Source organism: Chroococcidiopsis sp. CCNUC1 (assembly GCF_023546805.1).
Taxonomy (GTDB): domain Bacteria; phylum Cyanobacteriota; class Cyanobacteriia; order Cyanobacteriales; family Chroococcidiopsidaceae; genus Chroococcidiopsis; species Chroococcidiopsis thermalis.
In genome coordinates this window covers 58422-82912 of sequence record NZ_CP097481.1, presented here as the reverse complement: position 1 = coordinate 82912, position 24491 = coordinate 58422, and the positions used below count along the sequence as shown (strand labels likewise).

Annotated in this window: 31 protein-coding genes; 17 read left to right on the top strand and 14 right to left on the bottom strand. The window is 45.8% G+C overall.

Annotated elements, in window-relative coordinates:
* Positions 1-64 precede the first annotated feature (64 nt).
* The 6 genes from M5J74_RS29825 to M5J74_RS29800 all read left to right on the top strand — a co-directional run bounded on the left by M5J74_RS29825 (position 65) and on the right by M5J74_RS29800 (position 6001).
* Positions 65-916 (top strand): hypothetical protein, encoded by an 852-nt coding sequence (locus tag M5J74_RS29825; RefSeq protein WP_250017551.1) that lies wholly within the window; start codon positions 65-67, stop codon positions 914-916.
* Between the two features lie 656 nt (positions 917-1572).
* Positions 1573-1749: a hypothetical protein gene (locus M5J74_RS29820; protein WP_250017550.1), complete on the top strand. Its 177-nt coding sequence runs from the start codon at positions 1573-1575 to the stop codon at positions 1747-1749.
* Between the two features lie 90 nt (positions 1750-1839).
* Positions 1840-2469: a siphovirus Gp157 family protein gene (locus M5J74_RS29815; protein WP_250017549.1), complete on the top strand. Its 630-nt coding sequence runs from the start codon at positions 1840-1842 to the stop codon at positions 2467-2469.
* A gap of 456 nt (positions 2470-2925) precedes the next feature.
* Positions 2926-3402, top strand: a complete 477-nt coding sequence (locus M5J74_RS29810) for a hypothetical protein (RefSeq protein ID WP_250017548.1) — start codon at positions 2926-2928, stop codon at positions 3400-3402.
* Between the two features lie 283 nt (positions 3403-3685).
* A complete protein-coding gene (locus M5J74_RS29805) occupies positions 3686-5356 on the top strand; it encodes an ATP-binding protein (protein ID WP_250017546.1) in 1671 nt (556 codons plus the stop codon).
* A 93-nt stretch (positions 5357-5449) separates the two neighbouring features.
* Positions 5450-6001, top strand: coding sequence for a DUF192 domain-containing protein (locus M5J74_RS29800; RefSeq protein WP_250017545.1), 552 nt, complete (start codon positions 5450-5452; stop codon positions 5999-6001).
* Between the two features lie 147 nt (positions 6002-6148).
* On the opposite strand, the gene M5J74_RS29795 is transcribed toward M5J74_RS29800, so the two are convergent.
* The 5 genes from M5J74_RS29795 to M5J74_RS29775 form a co-directional block, all read right to left on the bottom strand.
* Positions 6149-6280, bottom strand: a complete 132-nt coding sequence (locus M5J74_RS29795) for a hypothetical protein (RefSeq protein ID WP_250017543.1) — start codon at positions 6278-6280, stop codon at positions 6149-6151.
* Positions 6281-6377: 97 nt separating this feature from the next.
* Positions 6378-6893, bottom strand: a complete 516-nt coding sequence (locus M5J74_RS29790; protein WP_250017665.1) for a DUF1579 domain-containing protein — start codon at positions 6891-6893, stop codon at positions 6378-6380.
* 193 nt (positions 6894-7086) lie between these two features.
* Complete coding sequence (locus M5J74_RS29785) at positions 7087-7497, bottom strand: VOC family protein (RefSeq protein ID WP_250017541.1); 411 nt, start codon at positions 7495-7497, stop codon at positions 7087-7089.
* 125 nt (positions 7498-7622) lie between these two features.
* Positions 7623-8477 carry a nuclear transport factor 2 family protein gene (locus M5J74_RS29780; RefSeq protein ID WP_250017539.1) on the bottom strand — a complete coding sequence of 285 codons (855 nt, stop codon included), beginning with the start codon at positions 8475-8477 and terminating at the stop codon, positions 7623-7625.
* A gap of 94 nt (positions 8478-8571) precedes the next feature.
* A complete protein-coding gene (locus M5J74_RS29775) occupies positions 8572-8928 on the bottom strand; it encodes a YciI family protein (RefSeq protein ID WP_250017537.1) in 357 nt (118 codons plus the stop codon).
* A 183-nt stretch (positions 8929-9111) separates the two neighbouring features.
* Between M5J74_RS29775 and M5J74_RS29770 the strand changes: the two genes are divergently transcribed.
* On the top strand, positions 9112-10368 hold the full coding sequence (locus tag M5J74_RS29770) for an RNA polymerase sigma factor (protein ID WP_250017536.1): 1257 nt from the start codon (positions 9112-9114) through the stop codon (positions 10366-10368).
* Positions 10369-10478: 110 nt separating this feature from the next.
* On the opposite strand, the gene M5J74_RS29765 is transcribed toward M5J74_RS29770, so the two are convergent.
* Positions 10479-10913 (bottom strand): GFA family protein, encoded by a 435-nt coding sequence (locus M5J74_RS29765; protein ID WP_250017534.1) that lies wholly within the window; start codon positions 10911-10913, stop codon positions 10479-10481.
* Between the two features lie 188 nt (positions 10914-11101).
* Positions 11102-11425: a nuclear transport factor 2 family protein gene (locus tag M5J74_RS29760; protein ID WP_250017532.1), complete on the bottom strand. Its 324-nt coding sequence runs from the start codon at positions 11423-11425 to the stop codon at positions 11102-11104.
* Positions 11426-11827: 402 nt separating this feature from the next.
* Here M5J74_RS29760 and M5J74_RS29755 point away from each other — a divergent pair, with 402 nt between their 5' ends.
* Entirely contained in the window at positions 11828-12625 is a 798-nt protein-coding gene (locus M5J74_RS29755) for a PD-(D/E)XK nuclease family protein (protein WP_250017530.1), read from the top strand.
* A 47-nt stretch (positions 12626-12672) separates the two neighbouring features.
* On the opposite strand, the gene M5J74_RS29750 is transcribed toward M5J74_RS29755, so the two are convergent.
* Entirely contained in the window at positions 12673-13305 is a 633-nt protein-coding gene (locus tag M5J74_RS29750) for a glutathione S-transferase family protein (protein WP_250017528.1), read from the bottom strand.
* Between the two features lie 198 nt (positions 13306-13503).
* On the opposite strand from M5J74_RS29750, the gene M5J74_RS29745 reads away from it, so the two are divergent.
* The 3 genes from M5J74_RS29745 to M5J74_RS29735 all read left to right on the top strand — a co-directional run bounded on the left by M5J74_RS29745 (position 13504) and on the right by M5J74_RS29735 (position 15074).
* Positions 13504-13851 carry a hypothetical protein gene (locus M5J74_RS29745; protein WP_250017526.1) on the top strand — a complete coding sequence of 116 codons (348 nt, stop codon included), beginning with the start codon at positions 13504-13506 and terminating at the stop codon, positions 13849-13851.
* Between the two features lie 126 nt (positions 13852-13977).
* On the top strand, positions 13978-14301 hold the full coding sequence (locus M5J74_RS29740) for a hypothetical protein (protein ID WP_250017524.1): 324 nt from the start codon (positions 13978-13980) through the stop codon (positions 14299-14301).
* 140 nt (positions 14302-14441) lie between these two features.
* Complete coding sequence (locus tag M5J74_RS29735) at positions 14442-15074, top strand: NAD(P)-dependent oxidoreductase (protein WP_250017523.1); 633 nt, start codon at positions 14442-14444, stop codon at positions 15072-15074.
* Between the two features lie 111 nt (positions 15075-15185).
* On the opposite strand, the gene M5J74_RS33740 is transcribed toward M5J74_RS29735, so the two are convergent.
* On the bottom strand, positions 15186-15572 hold the full coding sequence (locus M5J74_RS33740) for a hypothetical protein (RefSeq protein WP_371934119.1): 387 nt from the start codon (positions 15570-15572) through the stop codon (positions 15186-15188).
* Between M5J74_RS33740 and M5J74_RS29725 the strand changes: the two genes are divergently transcribed.
* Both M5J74_RS29725 and M5J74_RS29720 read left to right on the top strand, forming a co-directional pair.
* Positions 15560-16627: a hypothetical protein gene (locus tag M5J74_RS29725; protein ID WP_250017521.1), complete on the top strand. Its 1068-nt coding sequence runs from the start codon at positions 15560-15562 to the stop codon at positions 16625-16627. The genes M5J74_RS33740 and M5J74_RS29725 overlap by 13 nt on opposite strands.
* Positions 16579-17064 (top strand): hypothetical protein, encoded by a 486-nt coding sequence (locus M5J74_RS29720; RefSeq protein WP_250017520.1) that lies wholly within the window; start codon positions 16579-16581, stop codon positions 17062-17064. Before M5J74_RS29725 ends, M5J74_RS29720 begins: the two co-directional genes overlap by 49 nt.
* A 106-nt stretch (positions 17065-17170) precedes the next feature.
* On the opposite strand, the gene M5J74_RS29715 is transcribed toward M5J74_RS29720, so the two are convergent.
* The 3 genes from M5J74_RS29715 to M5J74_RS29705 all read right to left on the bottom strand — a co-directional run bounded on the left by M5J74_RS29715 (position 17171) and on the right by M5J74_RS29705 (position 18976).
* Positions 17171-18382, bottom strand: a complete 1212-nt coding sequence (locus M5J74_RS29715) for a GIY-YIG nuclease family protein (RefSeq protein WP_250017518.1) — start codon at positions 18380-18382, stop codon at positions 17171-17173.
* A 125-nt stretch (positions 18383-18507) separates the two neighbouring features.
* On the bottom strand, positions 18508-18729 hold the full coding sequence (locus M5J74_RS29710) for a PIN domain-containing protein (RefSeq protein WP_250017517.1): 222 nt from the start codon (positions 18727-18729) through the stop codon (positions 18508-18510).
* Position 18730: 1 nt separating this feature from the next.
* The gene (locus tag M5J74_RS29705) at positions 18731-18976 is read right to left on the bottom strand and encodes a hypothetical protein (RefSeq protein ID WP_250017516.1); all 246 of its coding nucleotides are present in this window, start codon (positions 18974-18976) and stop codon (positions 18731-18733) included.
* Between the two features lie 314 nt (positions 18977-19290).
* On the opposite strand from M5J74_RS29705, the gene M5J74_RS29700 reads away from it, so the two are divergent.
* Both M5J74_RS29700 and M5J74_RS29695 read left to right on the top strand, forming a co-directional pair.
* Positions 19291-19932: a class I SAM-dependent methyltransferase gene (locus M5J74_RS29700; RefSeq protein WP_250017515.1), complete on the top strand. Its 642-nt coding sequence runs from the start codon at positions 19291-19293 to the stop codon at positions 19930-19932.
* Positions 19933-20082: 150 nt separating this feature from the next.
* A complete protein-coding gene (locus M5J74_RS29695) occupies positions 20083-20700 on the top strand; it encodes a class I SAM-dependent methyltransferase (RefSeq protein WP_250017514.1) in 618 nt (205 codons plus the stop codon).
* Positions 20701-20862: 162 nt separating this feature from the next.
* Here M5J74_RS29695 and M5J74_RS29690 read toward each other — a convergent pair whose 3' ends face one another.
* Positions 20863-23097, bottom strand: coding sequence for an ATP-dependent RecD-like DNA helicase (locus M5J74_RS29690; RefSeq protein ID WP_250017663.1), 2235 nt, complete (start codon positions 23095-23097; stop codon positions 20863-20865).
* Positions 23098-23238: 141 nt separating this feature from the next.
* Between M5J74_RS29690 and M5J74_RS29685 the strand changes: the two genes are divergently transcribed.
* A complete protein-coding gene (locus M5J74_RS29685; protein ID WP_250017513.1) occupies positions 23239-23661 on the top strand; it encodes a putative toxin-antitoxin system toxin component, PIN family in 423 nt (140 codons plus the stop codon).
* 14 nt (positions 23662-23675) lie between these two features.
* Complete coding sequence (locus tag M5J74_RS29680; RefSeq protein ID WP_250017512.1) at positions 23676-23897, top strand: ribbon-helix-helix protein, CopG family; 222 nt, start codon at positions 23676-23678, stop codon at positions 23895-23897.
* Between the two features lie 81 nt (positions 23898-23978).
* Here M5J74_RS29680 and M5J74_RS29675 read toward each other — a convergent pair whose 3' ends face one another.
* Entirely contained in the window at positions 23979-24482 is a 504-nt protein-coding gene (locus tag M5J74_RS29675) for an ATP-binding protein (RefSeq protein ID WP_256498805.1), read from the bottom strand.
* Positions 24483-24491 lie beyond the last annotated feature (9 nt).

Genomic DNA, 24491 nt, shown 5'->3' with positions numbered 1-24491 from the left:
ATTGCTAGGAATCAAGGTGTAGTCCGAATCATTCAGCTTTTCGTTTTCAAAGGAATTGCCAGCCGTGCCAAAAATAGAAGATGAGACCCAAACCCCAGTAGCTGCGGTTGAGATTTTCGAGGAATTGTCTCCTGACGAAGAGCGGGAACGACATCGGTTAGAAACTAGAGTCGATCGAGCCTTGAGTGAGGGCTGGTCTGCACTTAAACTGTTACGCGATCGCCGTCTGTACCGCTCGACTCACAAAACTTTTGAAGAATACGCCAAAGATAGATTTGGATATAATCGCGCTCATGCCTATCGATTAATTCAAGCAGCTGGGGTAATTGAAAATTTGTCTCCCAATGGGAGACAAATGGAGGAAATGTCTCCCAATGGGAGACATTTGTTGCCCAGATCGGAACGATTGTGTAGGGAGTTGGCTAAATTGCCATCTACAACTCAACCAATTGTCTGGGAGAAGGTGTTGGAGGTTTCGGGTGATGCAGCTCCTACAGCAAGCGTAGTTAGAAGTATTGTCGAGCAACTCAAACAAAAGCCTCGGCTCTTAGCTTCTGACTACTGCCTTGAAGGTGAAGTTTTTTTCTTACAACGTCTAGTGGGAGTAGAACAAAAATATAATGGCTGCTGGGCGATTGCCATTGAGGTAGAAAACCGCTTTACTGTAAAGGCGGCAGTGTACGATGGAACTTTGGAATTGCGACAAGAAAATATGAAACCAATTGATTCCGAGCAGAGCCAGATGGAGATTAGGGACATTTACAGGCGACTCAAGCGGTTGATGGAATGTCAATTAGATCCAATTGATGAAGCCCAAGTCGAGGTTTTGTGTCGTCGCCCTTCGTTTACTTCCAGGCAAAAACAAGCACTAACCACTATGGAAGAAATTTATGGGATCGAGCGGAATAAGGCATGAAGGACTCGTGTTCTTACTAGAAAGCAATGCTCTCGATCGAGCACTTGCATCATCTGGGCTACCCTTAAGCGTCAGCTTTAGTTTGGTGGCACTCAACCAGCTTTGCTTGCCGCTATCTCTGGTATTTTCCATTTTACACAAAGTATAGTCCAGTTAAGTTACTCGCGCTCGAAGCTCGGTTTTATGTTTGGCGCGAGCGCTTGCTGGATGCTTTTGAGTAGTACGCCCGTAGTACTTACGCTTAGGTTACGCTGTATGAAGCCTCACTTACGATCAGTGCTAGGATAAAATGCGTTTTTACAGTCACTACAATCCTCGATCCACAAATGCTGCTACTTTAGCAGTAAATTCACTCGTTGACTCATAGGGCAAGCTGGGCGAGCGTTAAATTTAAAATTTGCTTTCTTCCGCTGAAGCTCAGCTTCAAGTTGTGCAAGCTTTTCTTTCTCCAAGCATTCTAGAACTGTAAGGCATATTATATTTAGGCTGAGACAGCCTTAAATTGCGCGATCGCTCTCAATAATTTCAACCGACAAATTGCACTACAAATCTTGGCTTAACCTCAAGATTAACATTAACTACTACCAATACTTTGCAAACAACGTACAAGTGCTTCGCACCCGTTGCACTGATGTTAATTTTCGCACAGTGCAGCTATGACAACGCAGCCATTCAATTCTGAGGAAACACTCAAAACTCAGACAGTAACTGATTCCCAAGTAAAACAAGAAACACAAACTACATCTATCGAAGAAACAGCAAGCTTGGAAATAGAAGCAAAACAGGCGCTAGAACGGCACGATTACTATCACCTTGCCTACAGCCAATACTAAAAAATTGTTTGACCAGCACTCTTGCAAATTCCCTACAAATATCAATGCATACCGAAACAGGCAGAGCGATAATACCAACTTGGAAATCTTATGAAACAAGATAAAACAATTAATACAGACCAGGTAGACACAAAAACAAAAGATATTACCGAGCGATCGCTGCGAGAGCTATCCCTAGAAGCTGCTTTATTGTGGAATCAGATTGAAGATGCTTCAGAATCAGGAGCTGAAAATGTCGAAAACCTTGTCAAACAACTGTGGCAAGTCCAAGAAGCAACTGCATCCAAGATTGATAACATTGCTTGGATAGTAGATTATCTAAAAATTGAAATTGATGCTGCTAAAAAACGTCTGGATGCAGTTATAGAACTGCACGAGCAATTCATTGCCAGAAAGGAAGCTCAGTTAGCAGGCATCAAGCAGGGATTGTTGTGTTTGCACGAGCGAGGATTAATTCCAAAACGTAATATTGGCAAAGAAAGAGAAATTGAAATTAGAGATAACAATCCTAAAGTTATACCTAAAGTAGCCGCCGATGACTCCCAGCTTCCAGATGAATTTCGAGTGCAAGAATTAAAATCTAGGCTAGACCTTCAAGCTATTCTTGATGCTCATAAATCTGGGAGAGATATTAGCAGCTTTGCTGAGATTCAAATTGGGAAACAAGTGCGGTTTAAGTTTCAATCCTCTCGTGCTAAAGCCAAACACTCTCAAAGTTAGAGATCTAGGATTTCTTCTCGTAGCCGTGGGAAGTATGACTTCCCACAACCGTAGATAGCAAAGAAGGTATTACTCACCTAAAGAAGCAGGAGAGGATTTCCAGTGGAGGTGAATGAAAATTCTTGTACGGGCAGCTTTCTTTAAGCCGTTCGTTCGCTACTTTCAAGCTTCCTTCTACAGGTAGATTATCTAAAAATAAGACGATTCGACCGCACAATCTTATCAAGTTGACTTAAAAAAATCTTGATTTAAATTGACAGTAATATTGCTTTTAACTTATAAAAATTAACACCTAAAATTCACTAAATTTTAATCAAGTTTGTTGTTAGCTTCATAAAGAATTCAAGAATTATTTGAATTGTCAAGCGATACTGTAGAAATCACTCACCATCTAATAGCACTCGCTAATCTTAGGTAAAAAAACTATAAATATCCTAAAAAGGAGCTAAAATTTTTATGTCATGGGTAGCACCAGAAGAGCGTCAAGAGCTAAGAAGAATGCGCCGTTTGCTACTCCTAGACAATTTGTACATTCTTTGGGTGCTAACTTCACGCACTGCAAGCGGTTTAGCGCTCTACGTTCTCGCTTGCTGTTTAGCAATATACTGGGGTTGGGGTTATCCCTGGTCTTGGATGTTTGAATTCTTGTGTGGTATGGCACCTTGGGGTAACAAAGTTCGCGATCGCTACTACCAAGAACAAGAAGAAAGAGCAGTTCGCAGAAGGACAGAAGATCGTGAGTTATATGCGTATGCACGAGCTGAAATTAAAATCTATAGAACCAACCTAATTGCTGATATTGTCAGGATTTTATTTGAAATTATAATCAACGGTTTATGGGGTATTTTTGGTGCACCTAAACTAATTTATAATTACGCGCTCGCTTTTAAAGATAACTGCGAGACAATCCTTAATATTAATAGAGTTCTTTAAAGTTATGAAAATGCTGACGCTCAATTACCAAATATAAGTAGGAATACCTCTACTTATATTTTTTCTATCTCCACCAACAGTTTTTTGCTGAGATATGTTTATATTTGCAATGGTTACAAATAAAATTTTATACTGAAATCTATTTTATTGATTAAACGTTGATTTTTTCTATAGCATTCTTCTGATACAAACGCAGCAGAAAAATCAGAGACTTGTTAGATGTCTGTATTGCGCCACATAATTTACTATTTCAATAATCTTACAATAACTAACATTTCCTTACATGCAGTCAAACGTATTCCACGCTCTTGAAGAGCATATCCTCAATAATAGCCCACTTGTTGCTTGCGAATCACCATTTCAGGAACGGCTGCGCTTTTTCCTGAGTGCTGCTCAAATTTGTCACAAACTAGGTAAAAACTGCTATTTGTGGAACTTGGGAGAAAGTACAGTTAAGAAAGTTAGTATTTCCATTGAGGGAAATCTAGCTATTCAGGATTTTAATGGTTATCAGCCTAGTATTACTGGGCAAAAACAAGAAAAATATTTAGAGATTTTTTATTTTTGGAAAACTCAGTTAGAGAATGCAGTATTGATTGTTGAAAATATTTATCCTTGGCTGCAATCGGAAAATGTAACGAAACACACAGATTTTTTATTGATGTCAGAATGGCTAAAATCATCTCTGTTAAACCTAAAGCTTTATAACAATAAAGCGAGAAGAACGCTAATATTGCTGGGAGACTCTGCTAGCCTTTCTAAAGACATGGTAGGAGAAATTCCCACAATTTCTCATGAGTTACCTGAAATAAGCGAGATTGTCAGCGTACTCAAACACAGCCAAATACTTCCAGTCAGTTTAGAAAATCAAGACTGGTCAGAAATTGCTAGAGCGGGACTAGGATTGTACGCATCGGACATAATACGTGGTTTATCATCTTTCAGCAAAGAATTCAACTTAGAGTTGACTGCAAGTGCTGGAGAAAAAATTGTCAAACAAGCAACTAAGCAACTACTTGAATATAAAATAGATTTATTGAACAAACTTTATAATATAGAGTTCGTGCCACCTCCAAAAGTAAAGCTTGGAGGGTTGGAACTGATGCAAGAAGCATTCCAAAAATTTAAGGTTTTGCTATCGCCAGCAGCTAAACAGTATAACTTGAGAGTGCCGAAAGGTATCATGTTTGTCGGACCTCCAGGAACTGGTAAATCTCACGCCGCAAAGGTCTGCGCTCAAATTATGGGAGTACCGCTAGTCCTGGTTGATTGGGGAAATTTTAGAAGTGAGGGCGATCGCGCCGAAGTTAAGTTGCAAAAGTTGCTCAAGCTTGCCGATCGCCTCAACCAAATCGTCATCTATTTTGACGACCTAGATAAGGGATTTGCTGGAGACGACGACCTATCGAGACGGCTGGCAGGTCAGCTGTTGACTTGGATGCAAGAGCGTACAAGTGATGTGGTAGTCATTGCCAGCGTCAATCGCATGGAATGGTTGCCCCCAGAACTGACTCGTGCTGGCAGATTTGACTATATCTACAAAGTAGACTTGCCCAACAACGGCGAACGCCATGCTATTTTCAAGCTGCACGCTGCCCGATTCGATTGCCGCTTCCGCAATGGTGGCGATCCCTTTACTGAAGCCGAGTGGCGACGACTGCTCAAAGCAACAAATAGATGTGTGGGTGCAGAGATCCAGACAATTGTAGAAAGAGCAGCAGCCACGACTTTCTACGAAATGCTAGCCACAGGCGAAATTGATGAGAAATGTCAACCTCAACTGGAGCTTACAGTTGAAGCACTGTTGAACGAGCGCAAGCAGATGAATCCATTGGCGATTAGGGAAGCAGACAGAGTGGAGTCCATGCGTAACAAAGCAGATATCCAAGGACTTCCTTCTTCTCCCATTGATGACAGTATTTATGCCAATGGCAATGTTGAAATCTTTAGATAGAACCCATTCCTCAGCACTCATTCTCCATGCATCGTTGTGGGTACTGGCGATGCTACAACAGCAATCGTTATTTGCTTCCTAATCTTCAAACTCATGAAAGAAAACTATGTTGTTAGCCAATGTCCTAGTCAGGTAGGCAAATGCAGCGCCGATGAAATTTACCTGAAAATTCTCAACTGCATTGGACCTGTCGCAGGTATTCTCGTCGCTGTCGTTCCCGTTGCCCTTGCCTTGATTCCCCCGCCAGCACAACAACTACCCATCGAAGCTAAGTTGGCGATGCCAGCGCAGAAGATCGAACTCGAAGTAGCGCGAACGCCGGAACAAGTGGCGGCTGGTCTGAGATCTCGCTCCTTTCTACCGCTAGATCGCGGTATGCTTTTTGTGGTGAATCAACCCAAACCAGTCAAACTGTGGATGAAAGATGTGTTAGTGCCACTGGATATCATCTTCATTCGGAATGGTACAGTTGCGTCCTTAGTGAAAAACGCTCCTCCCTGTCCGCGATGGAAAAGTTGCCCGATTTACGATTCTGTTCAACCAGTCAATTACGTCCTAGAGTTACCAGCAGGCAGTGCTAATAGACTTGGTATACAACCAGGTAGAAAACTGGACGTTGAGTTGACTGAACAAATTTTGTTGTGAAAACTAGTAGGTGTGCGATCGCAGCATCATACACCCCACTCAGGTAAATGCCAATGTTTTCGCCAAGGTACGAGCTATATCAGCTTCGACAATACAAGTGCTATTGCCTAGCAGTAGAGCGTTTGACTTACGACTTATCTGGCGGTATTAGCGACTGCCAACGGATCGATCGGACTCTGGGTCGTAGGCTGCACGTTGCTCAAACGGAATCGCTTGGGCAACTTCCTGTGGCCTCGTCCAAATCTGCACCTGGATGCCAATCGCCTTCAGGGTACTCATCGCCACTTGATCGAGATCGGTATCAGCAACGGCGTGGGGAGCAAGTACAATGCTTCTATCGTACCGTTGCTAGTCTCGGTTCGCGTTTGGCTTTCTGCTATTGTTTCCGCCAATAGTTTGCGGTCATGAAGTGATGCCATTGCCCGTCATCACCCAACACATGCGAGGTCATGACTCGGCGATCGTCGCTTTTGAACTCGATCGCGTCCTTGTACTTTGCCATCTTCCCCTCGCCAGTCATCGCCGGTCCGTCAGAGTTGAGCGTTAGCACCGTTTCCGTCAAGTCCAGTTCGCCCTCGTACAACCAAAGATAGGTCATCATCGACCCGATCCACGTCCCCACGTACCGCTGCTGCTGCGGGTCGTAGCCAAGCGTCATCAGAGTGGTAGCGCGACCGCAGCCAGGCATCTCGCCCTGTGCTTCAGCCAAAATCCAGAGTCCGCCCAGCGATCGCACGCTCTCAGTTCCCGTCGCTCTTTCGGCAGGTCGATCCGCTCCCATCTTGACTTCAATCTCATACGTCCACTCACCAACGAGTTTTTGCAGCCACTGATGTTCCTGTTGTGGTGCGGTATTCATGGTTGAGTCCTGTTGTGTTGTGGTTGTCTCCATTGTTTTAGCTCCTGTTGATGAATTTTTCGGGAATGCGATCGCGCCAAATGATGGAAATTCAAAGCCTGCGAGTAGTACATGAATACTATTATCTTCGCTCTGCTGCTCGACAAGCTCTTTGCTTAAGAAAGAGATACGAAGCACGTTGAAGCTGGCTTAAAGGTGTCGCATTTCAATCGGCGAGGACTAATGCTCAAGTCGCCTGCTCGCAGTTGACCATCCACGGCGTGCCAAACTGGTCAGTCAACATACCAAAGCGGGCAGACCAAAAGGTTTGTTCCAACGGCATCTTCACCTTGCCATTTTTTGCCAGAGCGGAAAAAATACGTTCTGCCTCGGCTGGTTCGGCGACGCTAATCTGCACGTAGAAGCCTTGAGGTGTTTCAGAATCCCCAGACGGACTATCAGACCCCATGAGGAGGCGATCGCCGACTTCGAGGCAAGCGTGCATAATTTTGTCGTGCCATTCAGGGGAGATATGCTCTGCCGAGGGTGCTTCCCCGTGAGTCATCATCATGGTAATCTTGCCGCCGAGACATTGCTCGTAGAACTTGAAAGCTGCTTCGCAATTGCCGTTAAACATGAGGTAGGAATTGATTTTCACGGTGTACTCCTTTTGTTAGTCCAGCTCGAATCCGTTCGATGAACTGTCGTTACTTTTCTGGGCGAGTTTAGATCGATCGCTTGGCAGCGTTCAATTGGGATGACAAACTTGCCTCGATAAAATTTCTATGGGTTGAGGGTGAAGGCTGCTTGAGAAGTCTCTGGATGAAATGGCACCGAGATGTGTTCGTGTAAAATCTGCCAGTTGCCCCGCTCTTTCTGGCAAACAGCAGTGGCGCGCATCCACGTTTGCATGGCGGGATGGTTTTGCTCCCCTTGAAAGCGAAATAGCCAGTGGGCAACCGCCAGATCGTCGTTGACAGCAATGGTGAGATCTCGCGTTTCCATCTCGAAAGCGTCTGGAAAGTAAGGCAAACAGTCTTGCCACAATTGACGCACCGCGTCTTTACCTTTTGTTTGGAATGGCGGTTTGACATCAAAGAGAATCACCTCATTGGCATAGCGAGACATAATCCAATCCACGTCTTTTGTGCAAATGGCACGTTGTTGGTCGGCAATCAGTTGGCGAATTTGAGCTTCATTGGTTGTCTGGGTATTTTCTGCTGTTGTGGGATAAGAATGTGGCATTTCTGGGAACTGGTCTACGACTTGCTGAATATCCGCAGGGAAATCATCAAATTCCTGCACTTGACGGATTTCGATCGTCTCGTTGTCTGAAGCAGGACAGCGAGAAGCCCATTCAATCGCTTCCTGTTTCGAGTTTGCTTGAATTATCCAGTAGCCACCCAGCACTTCTTCCACATCTGAGGAAATCCCTTGGGTCACTTTTGGATTTCCCTGATTGAATGTAATTCGCGCCCCCATTGAGGGTGGATGAAGCCCTTCAAGTGCAATCAGTAAGCCAGCTTGTTGCAGCGACTCGTTGTACTTCATCATGGTTTCCACCGCTTTGGGATCGGGCATAGCTCCTGGAGCTGCACTCTCGTAGCCTTTGGGAATCATCAGCAACATAAATCGCATCGAAGTATCTCCTTGAGTTTTCAGTTTGTGGGGTCAAGGTTCCGGACAGTTAAAGCGGAATTATTAGCATTAGGCGAGCTGAATCTAGCAGAGACTAACTCTGTGGCAAACCTGCAACTTCGATTACGGGACGGATTTCGACAGTGCCGACTCGCGCACCTGGGATTTGACTGGCAATCGCGATCGCTTCGTCGAGATCTTGGGCATCGATCAGGAAAAATCCTCCCAATTGTTCGCGGGTTTCGGCGAAGGGTCCGTCGGTTATCAGTGGTTTGCCGTCGCGGACTCGGACGCTGGTGGCTGTCGCGACAGGGTGGAGTGGGGCAGTGGCAAGATACTGCCCGTTCGAGTTGAGTTGCTGCGCCAGTTGTGCCGATTCTATATAACATTGCTCCCGCTCGGTTTCGCTCAGGGCATCTTCTTTTAAGTAAATCAGCAGCACGTACTTCATGAGATTGTCTCCGGTTTTCCCTTTGTTAGTTAGTCGAACGGCGATCGCTCAAATCGACACCTAGCGCAAAAATTTTTTATCATCAGATCCGAATCGCGATCTCCCTGCGTTTTTCCCTTTGTTAGTTAGTCGAACGGCGATCGCGCAAATCGACACCTAGCGCAAAAATTTTTTGGATCGGATATGACTCCAAACGCAAAGTCAGCAGATGTAACTCAAGCGATCGCCTCCATTTATCGGGCTGAGTGGGGGCGAATTGTTGCCATCCTGATCCGACTAGTTGGTGATTTCGACATAGCCGAAGAAGCAGCGCAAGAGGCTTTTGTGGCTGCCGTGAATCAGTGGTATTCTAGCGGTATTCCCGATCTCCCTCGTGCCTGGATTATCAAAACAGCTCGATATAAAGCAATCGCTCGCCTCCGCCGCCGGACGCGGCTGACGGAAAAACTGGAATGGTACGCCGCCTCTGGGTTAATTCCAAGTAGTGAGGAGCCAAGCTATGACAGTGATGAAATTCCAGACGATCGCCTCCGCCTCATCTTTACGTGTTGCCACCCAGCACTGGCGATAGAAGCTCAAGTGGCTCTAACGCTGCGAATGTTGGGCGGACTGGAGACAGATGAGATTGCGCGGGCGTTTCTCGTACCCACGGCGACAATGGCGCAACGGCTCGTGCGTGCCAAGCGCAAGATTCGGGATGCAGGGATTCCCTACAAGGTGCCAGAGATCGGCGATCTATCCCCACGGGTAGATGCGGTGCTGACGACGATTTATCTTATTTTTAACGAAGGCTATGCGGCGACCAAAGGCGAGGCGATGGTGAGGGCTGACCTCTGCACGGAAGCGATTCGGTTAGGGCAACTGGTGCGGACGTTGATGCTACCGCAACCACCTTCAGAAGTTACGGCACTGGTGGCGCTGATGCTACTGCACGACTCGCGGCGCGATGCTCGGTTGGACGAGGCAGGCGATTTGGTACTGCTCGAAGATCAGAACCGTCAGCGTTGGAACCAACAACAGATTGCCCAGGCGTTGCCACTGGTGGAAGAGGCATTGCGCGGCGGCACGGGTGTCTTTGCACTGCAAGCGGCGATCGCGGCACTCCACTGTCAAGCGCCGCGAGCCGAAGAAACAGACTGGGCACAGATCGTTCGACTCTACGATCTCTTGGAACGCTTGCAGCCTTCACCGATCGTGTCGCTGAATCGGGCAGTGGCGATCGCAATGGTAGAAGGAGCTTCAGCAGCGCTCGAACTGGTCGATGCGCTTGCCACCCAACTCGACGACTATCACCTGTTCCACGCCACCCGTGCCGATCTGCTGCGACGTGTGGGAGCCTTAGAGTCAGCTGCTTTGAGCTACACGCGGGCATTGGCACTGGTGACTAATGACAGCGAACGCCGATTTCTGGAGCGTCGGCGGCGCGAAGTTCAGCCCTAATAGTCAGCAAATGCTCGCCACGCATACGTGCTAGCAACAACGATCGAAAACCTGTAATGAAATACTGACGAGCGATGGCGTAGATTCATGACTGCTTTTTTGTCCCAATGTCATGACTGAGATGACGGAGACGTAAACTGTGCAAATAACTCCGCCCCCGTCATGTTCTTAGTTGCATTGGCAAAGGAGTAATAAGCTGGTTTTTCGTCGATAAAAACTTGATGCTCGAAAACAAGACCTTCATCATTATCAAAAATTCCTGCTGGTATGTAGTATTGTTTATTTTGTTTCAATCTGTAAAACAGATGACTACCACACTGTTTACAGAATCCACGTTCCGCCCATTCTGAAGATTGATAAATTCCGATATTTTCTTCACCCTGAAAGCTGACATCGCTGCCACACTCAACTGCTAACAAAGCTCCTCCACCCCATTTACGACACATACTACAATGACACGCTGCGATGTGATGATTCATGCTATTTGTGGAAAGACTTACTGCTCTGCATAAACAGCTACCTTTTGCAATACTTGAATTAGGCATTTTCTGCTCTCCTGCAATTATTTATTAACCCTACATACGCTCGTGTTCGGCGGCAACGCCGTCGTGGGTGCGCTCTATTCGGTCTATCCCGTAGGATCTGTTAACCGATCTGCACGGCGGTGTGCTTTGCTTACGGCGGCGGTGTCTACGTATTCCTGAAAATGGGTGACTTTGCCACCTTTGACGGTTCAAACGTGCGCCCAAGCTGAGGCGGAAATTCTGCCCGTAGATTTGACGCGCTGCGAGAAACGTCCCAAAACAACGACTTTGTCACCTTGCGCGATCGAGTCCTCCGGCTCATATTCAATAACATCTTGTGTTTGGGCAACTGTGCTGAAGAATTGTCCGACTTGTTCCCGTCCGCGCCACGTTCCGGCAAACGGCACGTTTTCCATTTCGGGCAGTTGCCAATGAACATCTTCAGCCAGCGAATTCAACAGCGATTGAACGTCGCCCGCTTTGACACTGTGATACGCCTGTTGCACCAATTGCCTGTAGGCTTGTTCGTTCATGGTTTTCTCCTTTCACATGACACCCGAAGGAATCGGCAGAGCCACCAAACGCTCAAGCTTAGCGATTGGTTCGATGAGTCTGGCAGTTTCTGCTCCATAGTAGATGGAACAGCAAAAAAAATGCCAGTGCCGCCGAACTATTTATTCTGCTACGAGCTTTATACCGTGCCTTGAGTCAAATAACTCACATTCAACATTGATTAATCAAACCTGGTAATCGATCGCCGCTCGACCTTCATCTGCTGATGATGGCGATCGCTCACCACGATCGCTACTGCTAAAATATCTCCAAAACTCGGCACGGCTTAACCCTTTAGCCTTGGGTTTTGCTGTCTGATAATTTCAATGGCAGCAGAAAACAATGTAAGATGACCCAAAAGCTGCTTTTCATACTTCCAGCTCATGGCTTATCAAATCTCTGCCACCAAGCTACAAACCTACCATCGCTGTCCTCAAGCATATCAGTTTAGATATGAGTTGGGGTTGAAGACAAATGCTTTCTTTGGTTCGGCAGTACTGGGGACAGCACTTCACCAAGCCCTAGCTCAGGTCTACGGTGACTGGCACTACCAAGAACCATTACCTAAGATTGATTGGTTGCTAGATTGCTGGGGGCAGCACACCGATAGCTTGAGTCCTTCCCAGGCTGAGGAGGGCAAGCAGATTTTAGAAACCTACTACCAAAACTTCATCGCCTCTGAAGTAGCAATTCATCAACCCCTAGCGGTAGAGGGGAAAATTCAGGCAAGCTTACAGGTGGCGAATCTTGAGTTTGCAATCGCAGGACGCTACGACCGCCTTGACTACCTGGACGACGGATTAGAGCTGATAGACTACAAATCCACCAAGGAAGTCAAGCTACCAAAAGAAGATGAAATCGACTTGCAAATCGGTCTTTATTACTTGGCTCTAGAGCAGCGGTATCGTCAAAGCTTGCGGAAATTGAGTTTGATTTACCTGCGAACGGGGGAGAAAGTCAGTTTCCATGCTAGCCCTAACCACAAGCAACGAGTGGAGGATGTCATTGGAGAGTTAGCTTGGCAACTGCGGACGGACTGCGAATGGCAACCGAAGCCAGGAGAGCAGTGCGAACGCTGCACCTATTCGCGCTATTGCTCAGCCGTGCAGGATTGTCCCGAGCCACTGCCTGATGATGTTAGGAGCCATCAGTCTCAGCTACAACTAGTGCTGGCTCTTTAGAAGCTTGCTCGCTAGTGGTTCATAAAACTAAAAACGATCGCAGTTAATCAGCTTAAAAGCTCATACGCGCCGCCGCGTTCTAGCGCCCGTTGATAGGCTGGACGTGCATGAATGCGATCGAGAAAGCTCAGTAGTCTCGGACGACTCGCATCCAAGCCTACTTGCGCCGCTACTGCCTCCACGGGAAAGCTCATTTGGATATCGGCGGCGGTGAATTCCTCGCTCACAAACCACGTATTTTTCCCCAGTTCGCTTTCTATGTAGTCAAAGTGAAGCTTAATCTGGGGTGCAATGAATTCGCTCGCCGCGCTACTGTCCCCTAGCCCAAAATTGTCAAAGATCAACTTCATTACTAATAATGGCATTGCCGAGCCTTCTGCGTAATGCAGCCAATACTTGTATCGCAGTCGCTCCGCCGTACCAGTTGCGGGAGCTAGCTTTCCCTCACCATAGCGTTCGACTAGGTACTCGATAATCGCACCAGACTCGGAGAGCGTCAGCGCGTCATCGGTAATAACTGGAGACTTGCCTAAGGGATGCACTTCTCGTAGCGATGCTGGTGCTTGCATGGTTTTGGGGTCGCGCTCGTAGCGTTTGATTTCGTAATTTAGTCCGAGTTCCTCCAACAACCAGAGTATGCGCTGCGAACGGGAGTTATTTAAGTGATGGACAACAATCATTAAGTGGTTTTCTCAGTTATGCGTTCATACATAATGAAATACTCGAACACTGCAATTTGCCCCTGTCATTAGATACATTGACATTTCGATCGCCCGCTACTTGAAAACGAAAGCAGCAAAAGCTGTAGCATCTACAACTTTTAAACCCGCAATTAATCTGGTAAATTATTTATCAGTACAAGCGTTCGCCTCACGCCTATGTCCTACCGAATCCACGAGATCGACCGTACCGTTCGGGAACTCTACCACCCCAAGTCACGAGCAGCAGAAATTCGGGATGAATTAATGCCCGATGTAGATTTAGATGAATCTCAGCTAGAGTTGTTTGCCCAGTACGTTACAGCACTTGAAGGTATTGGAGTTAATTTACAAGACGACCGCCTGCGGGATACTCTCAATGCATATCCTGACAATATGGAAGCAGCTATCCAAGCCGTGTTGGAATATGCCCAGGTTTTGAAACAGAAACACCAGGATTTTCAAGACCAATATCACGCCACGAATTGCTTAGCAAAAGCATTGCAGGAGGGATGGAAACCCCATTAGAAATTAGATTGTAATTGGTTATTGGAATAGCAATACTAACAATATTTTGTTGCTATTAAATAACTGAAGAAATTATGAAATCTCTCATAGGGACTGATATAATATGAGGATGAATTCGGATTAATTATGAGTGAATCGAGTCAACCAACATTAACAGATATTGCCTATCAGTTAGGACAAATTACTCAACAAATTGCTCAAGGTAACGCTCAGACTCAGGAGAGACTTGACCGATTGGAAAAAAGAATAGAAGAATCTGAAAAGAAACTGGAGGCAGAGATTAAGCGTTGGGACGAAAGATTTTTTAGCTTCACAAAAGATAACCTTGGGATTACGAGGACAATCATTATAACTGCTGGTGTGGTGACAATATTTTCACCATTCGTACAGGCATTAGCCCCGGCTATTAAAGAGCTGACAGCGAGATTTTTTAACTTGAGTGGAGCATGAACAGTTATTGCAGCAAGCGGTGCGGCTGTTCGATCCATTTATTGTGCGTCAAAATGCGGTACAGATGCGATGCTCGCAATATGCTAGAAGAAATGGAAATTAGCCATTGACAGCAGCGTCTACATCGGGAGGAAATTGAAATGAAAGTTTTGGTAATTGGTGCAACCGGACCGACGGGAGAGCGAATTGTCGAACAAGCGTTGACACAAGGGCATGAGGTGACAGCACTGGTTCGCAATCCCGATAAGTTGCAAATGCAGCATAATGCTCTGCGAGCCGTCAAGGGTGATGTGCTGGATGCAGATTCACTCTTAACCGCTATGCAGCAACAGCAGGCAGTCATTAGTTCATTAGGAACTAAAAAAATTAGTCTCGCACCTGTGACACTGTTTTCCATAGGCACAAAAAATCTGCTTGAGGCAATGCAGCATTACAATGTCAAGCGTTTAGTTTGTATTACAGGAATTGGCGCAGGAGACAGTAAAGGACATGGTGGATTTCTCTACGACAAGTTGATTTTGCCGCTAGTGCTGAAGCGAATCTATGACGACAAAGACCGCCAAGAGGCTGAAATTCGCTCCAGCAATTTGGATTGGATTATTGTTCGCCCAGGATTCCTGACAAATGAACCTGCGAAGGGAAGTTATCGGGTTTTGACGGATTTAACGGGTGTAACTGCGGGCAAAATCTCGCGGGCAGATGTGGCTACTTTCGTTCTACAGCAACTCACCGACAATCGCTATCTACACCAAACGCCGCTCATTTCTAACTAAAATGAAGATAAGCTAGAGTTGTTTGCTCAGTACGTTACGGCACTTGAAGGAATAGGAGATAATTTACGCTCTGGAGCGCCTGCGGGATACCATTAATGCTTATCCGTGACTCTAGATAGATTTTGCACTCAATACCATACTGACCCCACCTTGAGGAGCAAGCGTAAACCCACGACGTTGTATTTGCACGGGTTTATCTTCTACTAAAGCAAGTTGATACTTGGATAAAATTGTCTGCGGATTACCAATGACTACACACGAGCCGATGCCGCTTAGATGCATGATAAATATGTCTCCAGATTTTTGGCTGCATCTGTCCTGAAATCCGATTGAGTCGGCAATCCAATCGATCGATTGCCACCAAACAGGACTAGTAATGGGATTCGGTAATTGAGCCAACACGATCGTTCTCCAGCCGATAAATCTTTCGCTCGCGATCGCGCAATCGCCTACCATGTGATGTGTGCAGTGCGATCGCCCCACATATGTCCGACACATCTAACCTACCAGTAAATCGTCAATCCAGTCAGACCGAGCAGACACTATCGCTGCCATCGCAACAGATAAGCTACACTGCCTTGGCAGAATGGCAAACCTTATTCGAGCGAGAAAAGCCGATCGCGCAAATGTTTCATGTGGCGTATCTCGTCAAGACTGATACAGCCGCGCCACGACCGCTAACTTTTGTCTTTAATGGTGGACCTGGAGCTGCTTCTGCTTATTTGCACATGGGGGCATTAGGCCCCAAACGCCTCCACTTTGGCGATCGCGGGAGTTTGCCCAAGCCACCCGTGCGCGTGGTAGAAAATACTGAAAGTTGGTTAAGCTTTACAGATTTAGTCTTTATCGATCCCATTGGTACGGGTTTCAGCCGCGTTTTGCCACAGGAGAAAGAAACTCCAGACAAGAGCGAGAAATCTAATTCATCTAATTCCAACGAGCCAGACTCAGCCAAAGAGACTCAATTTTGGGGAGTCGAGCGAGACTTGAAGGCGATCGGTGAGTTTATCGTGCGGTTTCTGTCGCACCACCACCGCTGGCTGTCTCCTATCTTCATTGCAGGCGAGAGTTATGGCGGTTTTCGCGTCGCTAAGTTAGCCCGCCAGCTGCAACAAGAATTTGGCGTTGGTCTTTCTGGAGCGATTTTGATCTCTCCGGCTTTAGAGTTTAGCTTGCTAGAAGCAAACGATTACAACCTGACGACTTGGGCAACGGTATTACCCTCGCTCGCCGCCGCCGCCGCGCATCACGATCGCGCTCAATGGGCAGGGCAAAGAGGAGATTTACCAGCTCATATGGCTGCCGCCGAACAATTTGCTCGTCAAAGCTTAATTCCAATGCTAGCAATGGGAGAGGCATTTCCTGAAAGTGAGCGTCAGGCAATCTATCAGCAGTTGGCTGGATTAATTGGACTACCGCTATCGGTTGTCGAGCGACTGGGGGACGAATTAGAATCGAAGTCTTTGCTAGGGAACTGCTGCGCGATCGCCAGCGGATCGTCGGGTTGTACGATGCTTCAATTACTGCGATCGATCCGTTTCCCGATCGCATGACCTACGAAGGCACAGACCCCACACTAAATGGGTTAGATCGACTATTTACAGGAGCAATTAACAGTCATTTGCGGCAGACTTTAGGCGTGGAAACTGATTTAACCTACCGCTTGCTGAATTTAGAAACGCTCAAAGCTTGGCAATTTGATTTCAAAGGTGATTGGAAACAAGGGTTTCAAGGATCGGTGGATGACCTACGGGTGGGAATGACGCTCAATCCATATATGCAGGTGTCGATCTCGCATGGGATATTTGACTTGGTTACGCCTTATTTTGCCTCCAACCATCTTGCCAGTCAGATGAAACTCAATTCTGAAATTCGCCAAAATCTCACGTTGAAACATTATCCAGGTGGGCATATGTTTTATACCTGGGATGAATCACGCCAGCAATGGTTTGCTCAAATGCAAGCGTTCTATCGCCATGCCACAGCATAAATAATTGTTAACCAGAGTTAGAACTGACGTGGCGATGAAGTTAATGACTCAGGCGACATCCTCCCTTACTAAAAAGTGCTTAATTGGCGTAAGATTCCAGGGATATTTATATTTCTAGTTTTGCTTTTTGATGCAAGGAGCTAAGTTGTTTTATCTTCTCAAAACGCTGGAGCAACTCTTCTTTAGTAGAAGCACTTATTGGCGCAGATATGGCTCTATAAGTTGTAGTGCCATCATTAACTTCTGGTATCCTGACACTAACTCTGGGCGCTCTCCAGCCTTTAATTGAAAATGAATAGCTGTAAGCTTGTCGCAATCCTAAAGCTTCGTAACCTCCAAACCAATCAATTGCTTCCTGATATGCTTGTATTACACACTCAACATTCCAACCTATAGCATTGCAGACAACTTTAACCCTTCTACCCCTCGATCTATATTCTCTACTTGCTGTTCTTCGCTTGTTCAGTTCCTTCAACGCTTCTACATCCGGTTGATTAATCTCTAAATCTTTTGACCACAATAAGGGTATGGGGTCTTTGGTGTACCTTTGTATAGCAGGATGATATGACTGCGACCAGTCTGTTTCAGTTATATATTTTTGAAAGTCATTAGCTGAGATATTTATTAACTTCACTCCAGCTAAAGTTGCCTCTTCTCTTTGTTGAATGAACTTGTTTGTACCTGCATCAGAACAAACTACTATAGCTACTCCATTACACTTGGTTTTCCATGTTGGTGTAGTTTTTACTCTCCGATAATAACTCCATCGGAGATTACCTCTTTGATTAACTGCATCAAATATACTCCTCAAAGTTCTAGCTGGATTTCTATAAGTCCAGTCATATTTTAGAAATACGGTAGGTAGTTCAAATTCTCGACTGAATTCTTCGTAACCAATTAAAATTACGTATTTACTAATTTTAGCTAAAACATTTCTTAATTCGATTTCAGCCGGAGTAATTCTTTTTATCTCTACCTTAGTTTGATTCAGAACAGGGTAATATTTTTTAATAAAGAATGTTTCTAGCTGGGAAAGAATAGTTTCATCGCGATCGCAGCTATGCCAGAAGATTTTTAGAGGATTTTTCTTGTGGATTTTTTGAAGTTGTTCGGCTCTATGATGTCCTTTCCACCTTGCTTTTAAGTTTTGTGCTTTGCCAACGTACCATATTTTCCTATCTCCATCCATAACAAAATAGATACCTGCTGATTCTGGCAGCCGTTCTTTCTTTAGAAACTCGACATAGGGTAATCGATCTATGTGTAAGTCGATCGAGTGTTCTATTAATCTCAATTGATTTGTTTCTACATTCTGCACCAATGTTCTTTCTCTCTCCATTCATGTATTTAATTATACATTTGAACGGCAGAACTACAGGTAGAAGTCTTGCTACGGTTTCGTATAAGGCGTAGACTTCATGAGGCACTACGCCTACTTTGATTTCAGCTAGGCGCGATCGCCTCAATTAATAGATTTTGCCCGACTTCCTGGGAAAATACTCCCTTTTGTACCATCCTCTCCACCCGCTTACCCAACTCGTGACAAGTCTCCTCCCAAGCCATCTGTGCTATGTAGAGTTCTAGCTCTGGATGAACGATTAAATCTCGTCCCCGCTTGCGGATTAGCTCAGACACCAGAATATTCACATCAACAACTAAGCGCATACTATTCGGGATGAGACAAATCTAAAGCCTGACTGAGTTTTTCTTTATCCCAGCCACTTTGGGATAATGCAGTTTCCACTGTTCGAGAAAGTCGCATCAATGCTGCTTGAACTTCCCCTTCTTCTGATTCCCTAACCGGAAGATAAAATCCGACGATCTTGCCGTGACGTTTCACCGCGATCGCTTCCTGACTGGCGAGATAGTGTGAAGCTTTGTCCCTAAACTCGCGTATGCCTACGCTTTTCATTCCAATCCCTAAGAAGTGGTCACTGTGTGGTCACATTCTCTCACATTCTGTAACCGCTGTGGATACGGTGTAATGTAGGCGATTACTTGATAATGAAGCGAATTCGGAAGATATATAGAAGCTTGCTGTCTATGTACCCGCAGTGGGGTTAATATACAGTCATTCTGCTGTTCATTTCCCAATTTTAGCTGGATAGACAGCGAGCAATCTGTTCATCTTGCTGCATAAAGTGAATGGACAGCAAAGCTCTGTCTAATAAGTTGTTAGCCTGCTTAGTCGCTTGAACTCGTGTATTGTAAACAAACTTGGAACAAATGGAACCAGCGCAAACAGAGTTGCAAAATAGTTATGACCGTGTGGCGGAAGAATACGCCAAGCGGTTTTATGATGAGCTAGACAGCAAGCCGTTTGACCGCCAGATGTTGGATTGGTTTATCGAGAAGGTAGACGGCATCGGAACAATTTGTGACTTAGGGTGTGGTTCTGGACACATTGCAAAATATCTACATAGTCGCGATTTAGAGGTGTGCGGCATTGATTTGTCGTCGGGAATGGTCGAACAGGCGCAAAAGTTAAATCCAAACATCACTTTTCAACAAGGCGATATGCTGTCCTTAGATGATTTTGCTGACAAATCTTTCGGCGGGATCGCCGCCTTCTACTCAATTATTCATGTTCCTCGTTTGTTAGTAGTTGACGCTTTACGAGAGATGAATCGAGTATTGCGCTCAAAAGGATTACTCTTACTGACATTTCACATCGGACAGCAAACACATCACCTCGAAGAATGGTTCGATAAGAGAGTCTTTTTAGACTTTCACTTTTTTGAGACGGCACAGATGAAAGTTGATCTTCAAATGGCAGGCTTTGAGTTAGAGGAAGCAGTAGAGAGAGATCCGTATCCTGAGATAGAAGTTCAGACCCGCCGCGCTTATATTTTTGCAAGGAAGCCGTAAACAAATACACCGCCCAACAAATCGCTGCGCCGGAAAATGCCAATATAGTTAATTAAGTTGCATAGGTTTCTGCGTCTAGGGAGCTTGGTCGTTGACCGCTTTGCCTTGTGTGTCTGTATTCTGGCGACAAGACGATTAGGGAGGTATCTTATGAGCCTTGTAGAGAGAGTTGTAGCACAATTCGCCCGCCCCACAGGATTCTGGGGGAATATCGTTGGCTTCATCATGGCGCATAGGTCATCCAATCTTGAACGCAATGAGTGGGCAATTTCCCTGCTGAACCTACAGCCCTCCGATCGCGTCCTGGAAATCGGTTTCGGACCTGGAGTAACCATCCAAAAGATGAGTGAAATTGTGACTGACGGTGTGATTTGGGGTATCGATCGTTCTGAAGTGATGTTCAGGCAAGCTTCAAAAAGAAATCAACGCACCATTTCGGCTGGAAGAGTGCGATTGGTTCTCACTTCGGTATCGCAATTGCCCTCGTTCGACGACCCATTTGACAAGATTCTGGCTGTTAATAACGTTCAGTTCTGGGATAACAAAACTGACGTGCTGAGACGGCTAAGAGAGCAGTTGCACGCGGGAGGAATCATTGCCCTCGTTCACCAACCCAGGCTCCCTGGTGCTACAGAAGATGATGCGATTGAAGCGGGAGAACGGTTTGCACGCGATCTGAAAATGGCTGGATTTAAAGATATCAAAGTGGAGCGGAAGATGATGAAGCCTGTTTCGACGGTGTACGTGCAAGGAAGAAATGTTCAATAGAGATGACAACAGAAGACAGTGCATGAAAATGCACCACGCCCCCACAGCATTCTAGGTATAGTTGGGCGCAGGCTAACACCGCGCTGCACCGGAGCGTATCAAGTGATTGGTTGAGATGCAAAGGTTGTCTGCGTCCGGTGAGCGCGACCGTTGACCGAAAGACTACTGAACCACACTGGCTAACCGCTGCGCCAGCAAAGTATATCGCTGGGCATCCTTCACCTGCTTCACTGCCAAACCAATGGCTTTAGATGGACCCACTAGGATAGCTAACTGCTTGGCACGGGTCAGCCCTGTATAAATTAAGTTACGCGAGAGCATCATGTAATGCTGCATATACAGGGGCAGAATCACCACTGGGTACTCGCTGCCCTGGCTTTTATGTATGGTTGTGGCAAACGCCAGTGTAATTTCATTCAAGTCTGCATAGTCGTATGTGACTAGCCGCTCCTGATATTGCACCGTTACTTCCTGTTCTTCCAGGTCAATCGCCGCAATGGTTCCCAAGTCGCCATTAAACACTTCGCGGTCGTAATCGTTGACTTGCTGAATCACGCGATCGCCTACTCGCAATACAATAGAGCCTGACTTAATCTCAGCCTTGCTAGCGGACGGCGGGTTAATCAGAGCTTGCAAAACGTTATTAAGGTGGCGCGTCCCCACTTCTCCCCTGGTCATGGGACACAACACTTGTACATCCCTTGCCCTGTCGAACCCTAGCGTTGGAATTATATCGTTGACTAACTCTTGAATCCCCTGCACTCCATATTGTGGTTCTGGCGCTCCCAACCACAAACAATCGGAGTTGGGAGTCAAAGAAACTGACTCTAGTAATGGGTACTGACCAGAATTAATCCGGTGGGCATTGCTGACAATATAGCTTTGTGCCGCTTGTCGAAATACTTGCGTCAGCCGCACGACTGGGATTTGCAATGATGCGATCAAATCCCGCAACACGTTCCCTGGTCCGACTGATGGCAGCTGGTCAATGTCACCCACCAGGAGCAGTTGAGCATCCGGTGGAATGGCTTTGAGCAGGGAATGAGCTAGAAATAAGTCCAGCATCGAGGCTTCATCTACTACAATCGCCCGTGCTTCTATAGGATTGTCCGCATCCCGCTTGAACTTCATAGTTCGGGGATCGAATTCTAGCAGCCGATGGATAGTTTTTGCTTCTTGCCCAGTCATCTCACTCAATCGCTGGGCAGCTCTCCCAGTGGGGGATGCTAGGACTATAGACTTACCCATTGCTTTCCACAGCGCAACAATAGTGCGGGTGCAAAAAGTCTTCCCCGTGCCAGGACCACCAGTAAGTATTAATACTCTTTGACTCGCCGCCATCTCTACCGCTTGTTGCTGTTGCGGTGAAAGTTGAATTCTCTTGGCTTGTGTAAATCGCTCGATCCAATTCCTCACGCGAGGCAAGTCAACTGTGACAGGACGGGCTAAAAGCTGTTGGAGTTGGGATGCTAAATTCTGCTCGCTGTAATAAAAGGATGGCTGGTAGTAGACAAACTCATGCTCTCGATGCCCCTGCATTATCAGCACATCTTCCACGCCCATTTGCATTAACAGTTGAGCGATCGCTCCTTGATTAGGCTGATGATCTTTAATACTCAACCGCTTCACTGTCTGCTCTACTAGCTCAGCCTGGGGCAAAAAACAATGTCCATCTTCTGCCGCTTCTCCCAATACGTGAACGATCCCCGCCCGATATCTATACTCGGAGTCGGGAGCAATGCCCAGGTTACGGGCGATCGCATCAGCTGTAACAAAGCCGATACCATATATATCTGTTGCCAGTTGGTAGGGGTTGCTGGTGACTTTCGCGATCGCTGCATCATTGTACTGTTTGTAAATCTTGACAGCAAAAGTGGTAGAGACACCGTGCGACTGAAGGAAAAGCATCACTTCCTTAATAGCTTTCTGGGTTTCCCAGGCAGACTGAATCATCTTGATGCGCTTTTTGGCGATGCCTGGGACTTCACTCAGTCGCTCGATGTGATTCTCAATTATATCCAGCGTCTCCAGACCGAAGTGGGCGACAATGCGCTTTGCTGTAACTGGTCCCACACCCTTAATTAACCCGCTGCCTAGATATTTCTCAATTCCTGTTATGGTTGCAGGTTTCGTTTCCTTATAATACGTAACTTGAAACTGTGCGCCGTACTGGGGATGCTCCCGCCATAATCCAGTTAACTGTAATGTTTGTCCTGCCTGAATGTTAGCAAAGCTGCCCACAATCGTCACCAGGTCGCGGGATTGCGATGTCTTGAGCCGCGCCACCGTGTAGCCCGATTCCTCTGAGTGATATGTCAACCGCTCCACAACACCTGTGAGGAATTCATGTTGGAGTGGTGAGGTAGCAACTGAAGATGTTTCAGGCGAAGTAGGCATTGGTAGCACCAGATTTTTGATGCGTTGCACAGTTAATGTAGTCGATCTCGAACTCTTTTATATGGTACAAATTTACTATATTTCGTTGGAGAAGCACTTCACCTCAACCGTAAATGATAGCATATGTGCTATCATATCAGGATGACAGTCAGAATTGTAGTTGATACGAGCGTATTTATTAGTGCGTTGATTAGCTCGAATGGGGCAAGCAGAGAATTACTCAGACAATGTTTGCAGGGCAAGTATCAGCCATTAATGGGCAATGCTTTATTTTGCGAGTACGAACAAGTCATCGGTAGAGAGGAAATCTTGCATTTATGTCCTTTAACAGCAGAAGAAATACAAGTCCTCACATCTGCATTTATGAGTGTTTGCGAGTGGACGCGCATTTACTATTTATGGCGACCCAATTTGAAAGACGAAGCAGATAACCATTTAATCGAACTAGCTGTAGCTGGAAATGCTCAGTTTGTTGCTACTAACAATACTAAAGACTTTAGGCAAACAGAACTTATTTTTCCTGAAGTTTTAATCAAAAAACCAAGTGAGATTATAAATCTTTAATTAGGAGAAACATCATGGCTACTTTAACAATTCGCTTACCTGATGATAAGCATGAAAGATTAAAAGAATTGGCAAAAAGAAGAAATATCAGCGTTAACAAGCTAATTGAGGAACTGTCAACTATTGCTTTAGCCGAATTTGATGCAGAAACTCGATTTCGCGCTATGGCGGCTAAGGGAAATATAAAGGCTGGTCTTGCTTTGCTCGAGCGGCTGGATTCTGAGCTATCCGAGTGACCTCGATAGATGGGGCGACATTAATTTGTTAGTGTTTGTCAGCGATCTCGTTGGTTTTTATCAGAAATTGTTAACGTTGCATTATGTGTTTTCTCTTCTTACTATTTGTAGCTCGAAACCCTCTGATTCGGTAGGAGGTTGAAAATAACTATTGACTTCGTGAAACACCATTTCAGTATCAAAATCGGCGCGACTTGGATCGATCTTTCTCCGCCGTTCGAGCTGCTTTAAACAAAGTTCATCACTGGCTTCAAGGTAATATAATTTGTGCGGGATGTCCGAGTCGGAAAATATCTCTTTGAACCAAGCTCGTTGAGTTGGCGTATTACCTGGAAAATCCATGACTACCGTAATCCCAGAATTTAAGAGATTTTGGACGTGCTTCTTTAATAAGGGCTTGAGACGCGCTGAATATTTTAGATAATCATCAAACACTTGAATTTCTTCAGGATAAAGAGCTGACAACCATTCATCTTCAGACAATAGTATTACATCAGATTCATGGGCAAGTTCCATTGCTTTAGTCGATTTACCAGACCCCATCTTTCCACAAAAGAATATTAGTGTTCCTTGCATTTCATCCATCTAATCTCA

Bases quoted from the DNA above. Each gene is read 5' to 3' on its own strand.
- M5J74_RS29820 (WP_250017550.1), top strand. From the start codon at position 1,573: ATGACAACGCAGCCATTCAATTCTGAGGAAACACTCAAAACTCAGACA.
- M5J74_RS29815 (WP_250017549.1), top strand. From the start codon at position 1,840: ATGAAACAAGATAAAACAATTAATACAGACCAGGTAGACACAAAAACA.
- M5J74_RS29810 (WP_250017548.1), top strand. From the start codon at position 2,926: ATGTCATGGGTAGCACCAGAAGAGCGTCAAGAGCTAAGAAGAATGCGC.
- M5J74_RS29805 (WP_250017546.1), top strand. From the start codon at position 3,686: ATGCAGTCAAACGTATTCCACGCTCTTGAAGAGCATATCCTCAATAAT.
- M5J74_RS29800 (WP_250017545.1), top strand. From the start codon at position 5,450: ATGAAAGAAAACTATGTTGTTAGCCAATGTCCTAGTCAGGTAGGCAAA.
- M5J74_RS29795 (WP_250017543.1), bottom strand. From the start codon at position 6,280: ATGAGTACCCTGAAGGCGATTGGCATCCAGGTGCAGATTTGGACGAGG.
- M5J74_RS29790 (WP_250017665.1), bottom strand. From the start codon at position 6,893: ATGGAGACAACCACAACACAACAGGACTCAACCATGAATACCGCACCA.
- M5J74_RS29780 (WP_250017539.1), bottom strand. From the start codon at position 8,477: ATGCGATTTATGTTGCTGATGATTCCCAAAGGCTACGAGAGTGCAGCT.
- M5J74_RS29775 (WP_250017537.1), bottom strand. From the start codon at position 8,928: ATGAAGTACGTGCTGCTGATTTACTTAAAAGAAGATGCCCTGAGCGAA.
- M5J74_RS29770 (WP_250017536.1), top strand. From the start codon at position 9,112: ATGACTCCAAACGCAAAGTCAGCAGATGTAACTCAAGCGATCGCCTCC.
- M5J74_RS29765 (WP_250017534.1), bottom strand. From the start codon at position 10,913: ATGCCTAATTCAAGTATTGCAAAAGGTAGCTGTTTATGCAGAGCAGTA.
- M5J74_RS29760 (WP_250017532.1), bottom strand. From the start codon at position 11,425: ATGAACGAACAAGCCTACAGGCAATTGGTGCAACAGGCGTATCACAGT.
- M5J74_RS29755 (WP_250017530.1), top strand. From the start codon at position 11,828: ATGGCTTATCAAATCTCTGCCACCAAGCTACAAACCTACCATCGCTGT.
- M5J74_RS29750 (WP_250017528.1), bottom strand. From the start codon at position 13,305: ATGATTGTTGTCCATCACTTAAATAACTCCCGTTCGCAGCGCATACTC.
- M5J74_RS29745 (WP_250017526.1), top strand. From the start codon at position 13,504: ATGTCCTACCGAATCCACGAGATCGACCGTACCGTTCGGGAACTCTAC.
- M5J74_RS29740 (WP_250017524.1), top strand. From the start codon at position 13,978: ATGAGTGAATCGAGTCAACCAACATTAACAGATATTGCCTATCAGTTA.
- M5J74_RS29735 (WP_250017523.1), top strand. From the start codon at position 14,442: ATGAAAGTTTTGGTAATTGGTGCAACCGGACCGACGGGAGAGCGAATT.
- M5J74_RS29725 (WP_250017521.1), top strand. From the start codon at position 15,560: ATGTCCGACACATCTAACCTACCAGTAAATCGTCAATCCAGTCAGACC.
- M5J74_RS33740 (WP_371934119.1), bottom strand. From the start codon at position 15,572: ATGTGTCGGACATATGTGGGGCGATCGCACTGCACACATCACATGGTA.
- M5J74_RS29710 (WP_250017517.1), bottom strand. From the start codon at position 18,729: ATGCGCTTAGTTGTTGATGTGAATATTCTGGTGTCTGAGCTAATCCGC.
- M5J74_RS29705 (WP_250017516.1), bottom strand. From the start codon at position 18,976: ATGAAAAGCGTAGGCATACGCGAGTTTAGGGACAAAGCTTCACACTAT.
- M5J74_RS29700 (WP_250017515.1), top strand. From the start codon at position 19,291: ATGGAACCAGCGCAAACAGAGTTGCAAAATAGTTATGACCGTGTGGCG.
- M5J74_RS29695 (WP_250017514.1), top strand. From the start codon at position 20,083: ATGAGCCTTGTAGAGAGAGTTGTAGCACAATTCGCCCGCCCCACAGGA.
- M5J74_RS29690 (WP_250017663.1), bottom strand. From the start codon at position 23,097: ATGCCTACTTCGCCTGAAACATCTTCAGTTGCTACCTCACCACTCCAA.
- M5J74_RS29685 (WP_250017513.1), top strand. From the start codon at position 23,239: ATGACAGTCAGAATTGTAGTTGATACGAGCGTATTTATTAGTGCGTTG.
- M5J74_RS29680 (WP_250017512.1), top strand. From the start codon at position 23,676: ATGGCTACTTTAACAATTCGCTTACCTGATGATAAGCATGAAAGATTA.
- M5J74_RS29675 (WP_256498805.1), bottom strand. From the start codon at position 24,482: ATGGATGAAATGCAAGGAACACTAATATTCTTTTGTGGAAAGATGGGG.